The sequence below is a fragment of the Mycobacterium sp. genome (genome assembly GCF_032159765.1).
In the GTDB taxonomy this organism is placed as follows: Bacteria; Actinomycetota; Actinomycetes; order Mycobacteriales; family Mycobacteriaceae; genus Mycobacterium.
This window is the reverse complement of record NZ_JAVHWM010000183.1, coordinates 41,491-51,517: the sequence shown is the minus strand read 5'-3', so window position 1 is coordinate 51,517 and position 10,027 is coordinate 41,491. Positions and strand designations below refer to the sequence as shown.

General features: G+C 65.4%; 10 protein-coding genes. 5 read left to right on the top strand and 5 right to left on the bottom strand.

The features are described 5' to 3' along the window. Positions 1-590: 590 nt before the first annotated feature. On the bottom strand, positions 591-3,227 hold the full coding sequence (locus QOH60_RS23990) for a family 1 glycosylhydrolase (protein WP_526424379.1): 2,637 nt from the start codon (positions 3,225-3,227) through the stop codon (positions 591-593). Positions 3,228-3,283: 56 nt separating this feature from the next. On the opposite strand from QOH60_RS23990, the gene QOH60_RS23985 reads away from it, so the two are divergent. Both QOH60_RS23985 and QOH60_RS23980 read left to right on the top strand, forming a co-directional pair. Further along, positions 3,284-3,613, top strand: coding sequence for a hypothetical protein (locus QOH60_RS23985; protein ID WP_526424378.1), 330 nt, complete (start codon positions 3,284-3,286; stop codon positions 3,611-3,613). 29 nt (positions 3,614-3,642) lie between these two features. Further along, a complete protein-coding gene (locus tag QOH60_RS23980; RefSeq protein ID WP_526424377.1) occupies positions 3,643-4,638 on the top strand; it encodes an iron-containing redox enzyme family protein in 996 nt (331 codons plus the stop codon). Here QOH60_RS23980 and QOH60_RS23975 read toward each other — a convergent pair. The 4 genes from QOH60_RS23975 to QOH60_RS23960 all read right to left on the bottom strand — a co-directional run bounded on the left by QOH60_RS23975 (position 4,627) and on the right by QOH60_RS23960 (position 7,126). Further along, entirely contained in the window at positions 4,627-4,836 is a 210-nt protein-coding gene (locus QOH60_RS23975; protein ID WP_526424376.1) for a CDGSH iron-sulfur domain-containing protein, read from the bottom strand. The genes QOH60_RS23980 and QOH60_RS23975 overlap by 12 nt on opposite strands. Further along, positions 4,833-5,513 (bottom strand): HemK2/MTQ2 family protein methyltransferase, encoded by a 681-nt coding sequence (locus tag QOH60_RS23970; RefSeq protein ID WP_526424375.1) that lies wholly within the window; start codon positions 5,511-5,513, stop codon positions 4,833-4,835. The genes QOH60_RS23975 and QOH60_RS23970 overlap by 4 nt, the downstream gene beginning before the upstream one ends. A 126-nt stretch (positions 5,514-5,639) precedes the next feature. Further along, positions 5,640-6,623: an LLM class F420-dependent oxidoreductase gene (locus QOH60_RS23965; protein ID WP_526424374.1), complete on the bottom strand. Its 984-nt coding sequence runs from the start codon at positions 6,621-6,623 to the stop codon at positions 5,640-5,642. 38 nt (positions 6,624-6,661) lie between these two features. After that, positions 6,662-7,126, bottom strand: a complete 465-nt coding sequence (locus tag QOH60_RS23960) for a GatB/YqeY domain-containing protein (protein ID WP_526424373.1) — start codon at positions 7,124-7,126, stop codon at positions 6,662-6,664. Positions 7,127-7,199: 73 nt separating this feature from the next. On the opposite strand from QOH60_RS23960, the gene QOH60_RS23955 reads away from it, so the two are divergent. Genes QOH60_RS23955 through QOH60_RS23945 form a run of 3 tightly spaced genes read left to right on the top strand, consistent with a single transcriptional unit; the run spans position 7,200 to position 10,026 of the window. After that, a complete protein-coding gene (locus QOH60_RS23955) occupies positions 7,200-8,222 on the top strand; it encodes a hypothetical protein (protein WP_526424372.1) in 1,023 nt (340 codons plus the stop codon). Positions 8,223-8,224: 2 nt separating this feature from the next. Further along, positions 8,225-8,878 carry a DUF4129 domain-containing protein gene (locus tag QOH60_RS23950; RefSeq protein WP_526424371.1) on the top strand — a complete coding sequence of 218 codons (654 nt, stop codon included), beginning with the start codon at positions 8,225-8,227 and terminating at the stop codon, positions 8,876-8,878. Next, positions 8,875-10,026: a DUF4350 domain-containing protein gene (locus QOH60_RS23945; protein WP_526424370.1), complete on the top strand. Its 1,152-nt coding sequence runs from the start codon at positions 8,875-8,877 to the stop codon at positions 10,024-10,026. Before QOH60_RS23950 ends, QOH60_RS23945 begins: the two co-directional genes overlap by 4 nt. Position 10,027 lies beyond the last annotated feature (1 nt).

The following is a 10,027-nucleotide window of genomic DNA, read 5'->3' as shown; positions in this document are numbered from 1 at the left end:
TCGTTCGGGACGAAGAGGCCGTGGGTTCGAATCCCGCCACCCCGACCCAGGATTACGTTTGCAACCCCAGTCCGACGCACACGGCCTCAGCCCTGATTGCCGTTCGGCGGCAGGTACCAGATCGAGTTCGAGCACTGGATGGGACGGCCGTCCGGCGCCTGAGCCAAATAGCCTTGTGCAGCGTCGCATGACGTGCCAGGTTCTCGAACGCCCACCACCGGGGTAGAGCGCGACCACTCGCCGGTGCTGCCGTCAAAAGACACGCACGCCATGTGCTCGCCGAGTGGACTGAACCCATACGTGAACCGAAGCCAGTTAGAGCAGGGCTGCGTTTCAATGACGCCGTGCGACATCCCTGGAACTGGGTCCGACGGATCGGCGAAACCAGGTGCGGCCGTCGCCAGCGCAAACGCGGCAGCAACGCCGCCGACCACACATGCACGAATCATTTTGATCCCCCCTGCTAGACGCCTTGGTGGTGACCTGTCTACTCGCATTGGGATGTGCGCGAATACGCTTTCTGCAAACCATCCGCGCATTCGGTGACGAGCCGTGCGCCGCCGCCGGCGCCGTCGTGACGGTTCGCCAGCTCAGCCACCCGCCCCAGGCAGGTACAGCTCGAGCAGGCTCGCGGGCAATAAGTTCGCCGTCGTGATTTGTTTGACCACAGCCACACTCGGCCGCGCCGTGCGGACAAGCGTCGCCGGGTCGTATGAGTACAAGCCGAACTTCGGCTCATAACCGCTTGCCCATTCGAGGTTGTCGGTGAGTGTCCAGTACGTGTAGCCGCGGATGTCCGTCCCATGTGCGATCTCGTCCTGCACCACCGCTAGATGCCGCACGATGTAGTCCGCGCGTCGCGAGTCGTCCGCGTCGGCGATCCCGTTCTCGGTGATCCAGACGGGTATGCCGTAGGCCGCTGCCTGGTCAATGACCTGGCGGAAGCCACCGGGATCTACGGGCAGGCCCGTGTCGCTGCAGGTTGCGCAGTTACCGGGCAGATTCGGAATGCCCTGCAGCGGAGGGAATCCCGGCAGCGGCGACACGCCGATGCCGATGATTTGTTCTGGCGCATAGTAATTCACACCATAGAAATCGGCGCTGTTCGCCATCTCGGGATGGATTTCGTCCGGGGTGATGACGCCGTCGAGGTTGGCGTCGACCTCGCCGCGGATGATTGCATTGGGGAACCAGTTGTTCCAGTAATTGTCGAATGCCGCGGCCGCCTGTACATCGAGCGGGCTGAGCGGGTTCGACGGCCGGATACTCATCATGTTGTTCGCCCAGCCGACGAATGCCGCCGGCTGCCCGGGCGACATGACCGGCGTCGCGACCTCGTCGTCCCAGATGTGGATCTCACGCGACGCGGCGACGAACGCGTTCGCCTCGTTGACGAGGAATCGGGACGTCAGGTCCGGCCGCACCACGCCGGGCGGCCAGTACGGGATCGGGCTTCCCGGGATCGGAATACCCAGCAGCCCGGTCAGTGTCGGTGGGATCGGCTCGTTGATCACCACCCAGTTGTCCACCTGGTCGCCGTACTTCCACGCGACATACGCCGCGTACTTCTCGAATTCAACGGGCGTCTGGTCCGACAGCCAACCGGCAGCCGGTGTCGGAAGACCGAGCTGCACCAGCAACCGCGCCGTGGTGGGATCGTGCACCCACGTCGGCAGGGTGAAGTGGTTGATCGTCACCAGCGGCTCGAGGCCCCTGGCGCGAAGCGAATCGAACACCTCGCGGTAGTGGTCCACCTCGTCTTGGTTGGCGAGCGCGTCGAGCGCTTGCAGATCCGCGAGGCTCACTGTGCCGCCCTCGTCCGAAATATCCACCGATGCCGTCGAATTCGGGAAGATCCGACTCCATTCGATGCCGGTCCGGAAGGTGTCCGCGCCCACCTCGTCATGCGCGAGCTGTGCATCGGTGTCGAAGAGGTTGTAGCTGCCCGGGCCGTTCTCAGGTACGCCCTTGGTCAGTCCCAGGAGCTGGTTGATCGGGTCGTGCGTCCACTTGTACCAGTCGGAGTTGACGTCCAGCGGTGTGCCCTTGCCCATTTCACTCTGGAAGCCGGCAGTCGCGACGCCCCAGTGAAAGCCGTCGGGGAATGACACGTCGATACCGTCGACGGGTGCGACCGTCACGGTGACGGTCTGCGCCACCGCGTCTCCGCCACCCGGCGCGATGAAGCTCCCGACGATGGGCACGAACTGCAGCAGTCCCATCGGGCCGTGCAGGTGGAAGCCGGCATCCTGATCGCTGACCACCACGGTGAACTGGTCGGTTCCCCCGACGGCGGCCATGGCTCTGGTGGGGCGATAGGTGAAGTTGCCCTCGTCGTCGATGGCGAGCAGAGTGCCACCCTCGTGCGGGGTGCCGACGACGGTGTAGGTAAGGGGATCATCGTCGGGGTCGGACGCACCGATATTGCCGGTGATCAGTACATCGCCATCCGCGGTGAGAGATTGGGTGTTCTGCGATGGGTTGTAGTGAACAACCGGAGACTCGTTGAGCAGCTCGCGGCGCGCCCATGCCAGCAGCGTCCACGCCGTCGGAGGTTCGGGAGCAGCGGGGATGTGGCCAAGCGCCGCGAAGGGGCTCAGGATTGCGCTGACGAACGTCGACACATACCCCGCCGCGATCCGAAGGACGTCGGGAGCTGTCGGAGTAAGAGCAGGCGCCTGCAACGTCGCCGCGGCGCTCGACGCCTTGACGGTCAATGACTGTTGCACCGACGAAACAAGCGGTGCAACGGATTTGGCACCAGACGGCGCAAGCGCATTACCGCTGACGTTGGCCGCGGCAGTACTACTGACCGCGAGCGTCTTGTCCTTCATCGGCAGCGAACGCGGCGTCAGCGCAGGGGGCGTTGGCCCTGTGAGTGATTTGAATACCGTTGCTGCACTGGGCGGGTGGATACGCGGCGTCTTGGCGGCGCCGCGCGAGGCTGTGTTGCTCGCCGCGCCGGTGGCCGCCGTGACGCCCGACGGCGCCGCTGGCGCGTTCGTGGTGGACGCGCCAGTATCCGTCGGGGAGGATTTGGGAGGTTGACCCTGCGCCGACGGCGGCCCGTCCTCCGCGGGCGACGAGGTCGACGATTCGTTCGAAGCCGACGACCCCTGGGTTTCCGCCCAAGCGGTACCTCCCGTCATCGCCGCGGCCCAAATCCCCAACGCGGCCGCCAACCCCCCGACCCGACCGATATACGCCGCGGCACTCACTGACGCCATTTGTATGCTCCTCGCGTCCGCGCGCGCCTCCACACGCAGCCGTTTTCCGTGTCCTTGTGTCTACTCCCTTTGCGGAGCGAGAAAGGGCGCTTCGGGCAGTCGGGGACGGCAACCTCCACGTCGTCATGGGGTGGGGCTTCCGCGCCACCATTCCGTTGAACTCCATTTCGGAGGCGAAGCCGAACAACGATCGCGTGTACTCACGAGGAGTACACGGGTGGCGCGGCCGCTGGCTGGTCAACGCGTCGTCGAAGGGCATGGTCGAGCTCACCATCGACCCGTCCGCGCGGGCACACGTGATCGGTGTGCCGGTGACGTTGCGCACGCTGTGGGTCAGCGTCACCGACCCCGAGGCGTTGATCGCCGCCGTCGGCCCATCGGTTTGAGCGAATCCGCCCAGCGGGTAGACACGCATATGACCGTCGCATCGACGTCGATAGAGCCTGCGCTGCCCCGTCCGACGGGGCCGCTGTCGGCGGCTGTCATCGACGCGCTGACGGGCGGCCGGCCTGATCTGCACATCGCCGCCGCCGGCTCCGACCCCTGGGGCCTGGATCTGCATCTGGCCCTGTACGTCTGCTACGAGCTGCACTATCGCGGATTCGCCGACGTCGACTCGGCACTCGAATGGGACCCCGACATCTTGAGGCTGCGCGCACGGCTCGAGCAGCACTTCATGGCGGCTGTCCGCGAATCCGTCGGCGAGATCGGGGCCAGGGACACCGCTGCGGCCGAGATGGATGCTCTTTCAATCGAACCCGTGAACGGCGAGGGTCCGTCGTACTACCTGCGCGACCACGGCACATGGCAGCAGATGCGGGAGTACTTCGTGCACCGCTCGCTGTATCACCTGAAGGAAGCAGATCCGCACGCGTGGGCGATCCCCCGGTTGGTGGGCCAGGCCAAGGCGTCGTTCGTCGCGGTCGAGTTCGACGAGTACGGCGGCGGCCGGGGTGAACGAGTCCACCAGCAGATGTTCGCCGACCTGATGGCGGCGGCGGGCCTGGACCACAGCTACCTGGGTTACCTCAACGATGTTCCGGCAGAGACGCTCGCGACGGTAAACCTGATGTCCTACTTCGGACTTCACCGATCGATGCGCGGTGCTGCCGTTGGCCATTTCGCCGCCACTGAAATCACGTCGTCACCAGGGTCACGCCGGATCGCTGAGGCGTTGGAGCGGTTGGGAGCTCCGAGCCCATGCGTCGCGTTCTACCGCGAGCACGTGGTGGCCGACGCCGTGCACGAGCAAGTGGTTCGCACCGACGTCGTCTGCGACCTCCTGGCCCGTGAGCCCCAACTCGAACCGAGCGTGGTGTTCGGTATGCGCGCCCGCGATGTCGTGGAAAACGCGCTCGCCGATCGCATCATGAAAAGCTGGGCGGCGCAACGCAGCTCGTTATTGGTCTGATCCGCCGGCGCGACGGCGCTCGCGATGGCTGGTGTCGCACCAAGGGAACGTCTTGCTGCGCCGGCAGGTGCAGATGGCCACCATGAAGCGGTCAGAGCGAACGGCGCTGCCGTCGGGCAGTTGGATCTCCACCGGGCCCTCGACCATCATCGGGCCGTTGGGCACGACCCGCACAACGCGACGCTGTGGACACGTCATCGCTTGTCCGCGCGGATGACCGCCAGGCGCTCCGTGCGACGCCCCGTGTCCACAAGACCGGTTCTCTCCAGCCACCTCGCGCGCGATGTCAGGACAGGTCCGAAGGGGATCCACTGCCAGAGGACGACTTCGGCATCCAATCCGCCCGAGCGCAGAAGGTCCAGCGACCGCTCGACACCCGCGAACTCCGACTGAACGATCAGAATCCTGCCGCGCTCCGCCAGAAGCTTGGGTGCCGCAGCGCACAGCGGGTCGAGTACCAGACGGCCATCGGCACCTGCGTCCCACGCCAGCGCGGGACCGACAGGCAACGAAAGCGATCCGCTGGCCTCGGTGTTGACCGGGACATACGGAGGGTTCGATACCACGACGTCAAAAGGTCCATCCGCCAATGCATCTGACAACGAGCCCTGCTGCACATCGACCTCCACACCCGCCGCTGACGCGTTATTGCGCGCGCATCGGACCGCGCGGGTGCAGATATCGTATGCGGCCACGCGGACCGCACCCAGTTGGGCAGCCGCGACAGCGAGTACGCCGCTCCCGGTACACAGGTCAAGCACCCGCCGTCCGTGAACGGGCGTTGTCCGCCGCATCGTCTCGATCAGTAGCCACGAGTCTTCCTGCGGTGCATACACCCCCACGTCCGCGACCACGGATTCGCACAGACGCGGCATGGCGACAGTCAACGGACGTCCTCACGCGTCCAGCGGGCAGCACTCATCCTCAGACCTTTCGAAAACTCCGGGGTTTACAGAGATGTTCGCTGGAGGTAATGCCCGCAATGAGCGCGTATCAAACGACTAGATGGCCTCGCGCAGCTTTGCCAACAACGGTTCGGCGGCCTCTGCCAGAAATCGGTCTTGGGATTCGTCGCCGATCTGCACCAGCGCGATGTCGGTGAACCCCGCCTCCACGTACTCCCGGATGCCGTCAACGATCGCGTCGAGATCGGGTCCACATGGGATGCTCTGCGCCACGTCATCAGGGCGGACGAACTGCGTCGCCCCTGCGAATCCGGCAGTCGTCGGCAGGTCCGCGTTCACGTCCCATCCGCCACCGAACCACCGAAACTGGTCGTGCGCCCGCGCCACCGCGGTATCACGGTCGGGATCCCAGCAGATCGGGATCTGACCGATGACGCGATAGTCCTCCGGCAGGCCGGTGGCCTCACGCGCGTCACGCCAGTCGTGGACCAGCTCCTTGTCAGGTTGGACGGCGATCAAGTGATCTGCCAGCGGCGCGAACGTCTTCACTGATTTCTCTCCGGACACGGCAATGCCGATCGGCACCGGGACGTCAGGTAGGTCCCACAGGCGCGCGGAATCGACCTCGAAGTACTCGCCTTTCCAGCTGACAAGCTCGCCGCCGAACAACTCGCGGATGATCTGGACAGCTTCCTTCAGCATCTCGTGTCGGCGAGCGAGTGTGGGCCAACCCCGGCCCACCACATGTTCGTTGAGGTTTTCGCCCGCACCCAAGCCCAGAGTGAACCTGCCGTCGGCCAGGATCTGCAGGGTCGCGGCCTTCTGCGCCACGATCGCAGGGTGGTACCGCATCGTCGGGCACGTCACGTAGGTGAGCAGCTCGACTCGCTGGGTGACCTGGGCAACCGCACCGAGGACTGTCCACGCGTAGGGCGCATGCCCCTGCGAACTCAGCCAGGGAAAGTAGTGGTCACTGGACACCTCGAAGTCAAAGCCTACGTTCTCAGCCGAAACCGCATAGCGCACAAGCTCTTTCGGACCACTCTGCTCGGTCATGAGGGTATAGCCAAACCGCGTCATGGCAGTTGGTTACCCGCGCGCACACGCGAGAAAACGGCTTAGAGCCGGTCCTTGACGGCCTCGGCCAGGCGCGCCCCGTCAGCCTTGCCTTGCGCAATCGCGGTGGCCGCCTTCATCACCTGGCCCATCTGCTTCATTGACGGCCGCTCGCCGATCTCCTCGGCGACCTGCGCGATCGCGGTGTCGGCGACGTCTGCGACCTCCGCCTCGGTGAGCTGGGTGGGCAGATACTCGTCGATCACCCGCGCCTCGGCATGCTCGTTGGCGGCGAGCTCCCCCCGACCATTCTGGGTATAGATCTCAGCCGCTTCGGACCGCTTCCTCGCTTCTTTGGCAAGGATCTTGAGCACCTCGTCGTCGGTCAACTCGCGCGGCTCTTTGCCGGCGATCTCTTCGTTGCGAATCGCGGTGATCAACAGCCGCAATGTCCCCGTCCGCAGCCGGTCCTGTGCCTTCATCGCCGCCGTGAGATCAGCCTGCAGCCGGGATTTCAGTTCCGCCATACGCGCAGACGCTACGCCATCAGGCACGGGGCGTTCGTTGCGTATTGGCAGGGCGGTGGTCAGGATGGTCGGCATGACGTTCGACGACGGGCGCGGCCGTCAGCTGGCCACATGGCCCCCGCCGTCCCCGGCGCCAGCCACGGCCATCAAACCCGGCGTCATTCCCTTGCGGCCGTTGATGCTCACCGACATCTTCAACGCGGCCCTCACGTACGTGCGGGTCAATCCGAAAACGGCTCTGGGGCTCACCGCGATCGTGGTGGTTATCGCACAGATCATCGTTTTGATCATCAACGGGGTGTTCCCGGTCACCGTCCGCCTCGACGACGAATCTGCCGCCACAATTGTCTCGCTCTACGCGAGAGTGCTCGCGCTTCTGGCGATCAACGGGCTAGCCGGCGTCTTGCTCAGCGGCATGCTGACGGTCGTGGTCGGACGGGCGGTGTTCGGGGCGCCCATCACGATGCGTGAAGCCCGGTCGCTGATGGGCAGGCGGTTGTGGGCGCTGCTCGGGTTCACAGTGCTGCAGGGACTGGCCGTCGGCGTTCTGATCGGCGTGCCGTTCGCACTCATCGCCGCCACGAACCAGGCACTGCCCGTTGTCGCGGTCCTGATCGGGTTCCCCCTGTTGCTCTGCGCGATTCTTCTTGTCGTCTATCTCTGGACCATGGTGACGTTCACGCCCGCCATCATCGTGTTGGAGCGCATGCCGGTCCTCGCTGCGATCAAGCGCTCCTTCGCGCTGATCCGCCGATCGTTCTGGCGCGTTTTCGGTATCACCGTCCTCGCCAAGTTGGTTGCACAAGCTCTCGCACTTGCCCTCGCCTGGCCGTTCCGGGTGGGAGGCGAAGTTCTCCAGTTGGTCGTCGACTCACGCCTGGGCAAGCTGGGTGCGGTCGCGCTGTCGACCGTGGGCCTGTCGATCGGAGACGTCATCATCCTGCCGTTCCTCGCCGGTGTCGTCGTGCTGCTCTACACCGACAGGCGAATGCGCGCTGAGGCGTTCGACTTGGTGCTGCAAACGGGCGCGAGCGGCGACGAACCGAGCGGTGAGGCGGATTCCACCGACCGCCTCTGGCAGATTCGCCACCCCTGACCATGCCGACCGTGAGCATCGACCGCGACGCCGCACACGACGCCGCTCAACACGAGTTGTCCAAACCCATCTACCCCAAAGAGGGTCTGACCGAACGCATCAACGACTGGATCAACGACTTCATCTACGACCTCATCAACAAAGGTAGCCAAGTCCCGGGCGGCTGGTTCACGGTGTCGATCCTGCTGACCCTTGTCGCCGTGGCGGTTTTCGTCGCCATCCGTGTCGCTCGCCGCACGATGCGGACCAACCGCAAGGGCGACTTCGAGCTCTTCGACACGGCCGAATTGAGTGCCGCCGAACATCGAGCAACCGCCGAACGCTTTGCAGCCGAGGCCAACTGGGCCGCGGCCATCCGGCATCGGCTTCGGGCGGTTGCCCGACAGCTGGAGGAGAACGGCGTGCTCAACGCTGTCCCCGGTCGCACAGCGAACGAGCTGGCGCGCGACGCCGGCCAGTCATTGCCTGACGTGGCCGACGATTTGACCACTGCCGCAGCGGCTTTCAATGACGTCACCTACGGCGAGCGACCCGGCACGCCGGCCGCCTACCAGGGCATCGCGGCGCTCGACGAGCGAATCCGGTCGGGCCGCGTGTCCATGTCGCCCCAGGCGGCCACGCCAGGCGGTCCTGACTCGTGGGCGCACCTTCAGTGACCGATCTCGCCGACTCGCAGACTGCCGAATCCCCAGCGACGGGACGCTGGCGCACCGTGCGGTGGGTGCTGCTCGGCGTCGTCGTGATCGGTGTCGTCGCCGTGGTGACCACGTACCTCACCGCGCCGCGCCCAGGCGGCCCGATGGATGCTGAGTCGACAAGCTCGAGCGGCGCTCATGCGTTGGTGACGTTGCTGCGCGACCGCGGTGTCGACGTGGTCGTGGCGAACTCCGTCGCCGACGTCGAGAAGGCGGCGCGGCCCGATTCGCTTCTCCTGGTCGCCCAGAGCTACTACCTCGTCGACGACCGTCTGGTGGCGCGTCTGGCAGACGTGCCAGGTGATCGACTACTCGTCCAGCCGGTGTCGATCACGCGCAAAGCCCTTGCCCCGCAGATCAAGACACGTTCGGGCGACGTCTTCGGCGGCGGTGAACCCGACTGCGACCTGCCGGAGGCGACGCGAGCCGGCTCGGTGCAACTGCGGGCCACCGATGCCTATGAGGGGGTCCGTGAACAACCGGTTGTGAGTTGCTACCAGGGCGCCGTCGTGCGTTACCGCGACGGTGACCGGACTGTGACCGTGGTCGGTAGCCCCGACTTCATGATGAACGGGGGTCTACTCAAAGAGGGCAACGCGGCGCTGGCGATGAACCTTGCCGGCGCGCGGTCGCGACTGATCTGGTACGCGCCGCATACCTTCGAAGGTGAAAAGTCAAGCGCCACAAAGATAACCGACCTCATTCCCAAGAACGTGGAGTGGATTTTCTTGCAGCTGTGCATTGTGGTCCTGCTAGCCGCGCTGTGGCGCATCCGACGGCTGGGCCCGCTGGTTGCCGAACGCCTGCCGGTCGTGGTGCGGGCATCGGAGACCGTGGAGGGCCGCGGCCGGCTGTACCGGTCCCGCCGAGCAAGCGATCGCGCCGCCGAGGCGGTGCGTACTGCCGCACTGCAGCGCATGATGCCTCGGCTTGGCCTGGGCGCCGACGCGGCACCGCCCGCAGTTGTGGCGGCCTTGGCCGGGCGCTGCGACAAGAGTCCAGAACAGTTGCAGTACATATTCTTTGGTCCCGCACCAGCGTCGGATGCTGACCTGGTGAACCTCGCCCGCACACTCGACGACATCGAAAGGCAGGTCACGAACTCGTGAC

Excerpts from the sequence above, each read along its gene's own strand:
- QOH60_RS23960 (WP_526424373.1), bottom strand. The coding sequence starts at position 7,126 with ATGGCGGAACTGAAATCCCGGCTGCAGGCTGATCTCACGGCGGCGATG.
- QOH60_RS23955 (WP_526424372.1), top strand. The coding sequence starts at position 7,200 with ATGACGTTCGACGACGGGCGCGGCCGTCAGCTGGCCACATGGCCCCCG.
- QOH60_RS23970 (WP_526424375.1), bottom strand. The coding sequence starts at position 5,513 with ATGCCGCGTCTGTGCGAATCCGTGGTCGCGGACGTGGGGGTGTATGCA.
- QOH60_RS23990 (WP_526424379.1), bottom strand. The coding sequence starts at position 3,227 with ATGGCGTCAGTGAGTGCCGCGGCGTATATCGGTCGGGTCGGGGGGTTG.
- QOH60_RS23965 (WP_526424374.1), bottom strand. The coding sequence starts at position 6,623 with ATGACGCGGTTTGGCTATACCCTCATGACCGAGCAGAGTGGTCCGAAA.
- QOH60_RS23975 (WP_526424376.1), bottom strand. The coding sequence starts at position 4,836 with ATGACGTGTCCACAGCGTCGCGTTGTGCGGGTCGTGCCCAACGGCCCG.
- QOH60_RS23980 (WP_526424377.1), top strand. The coding sequence starts at position 3,643 with ATGACCGTCGCATCGACGTCGATAGAGCCTGCGCTGCCCCGTCCGACG.
- QOH60_RS23950 (WP_526424371.1), top strand. The coding sequence starts at position 8,225 with ATGCCGACCGTGAGCATCGACCGCGACGCCGCACACGACGCCGCTCAA.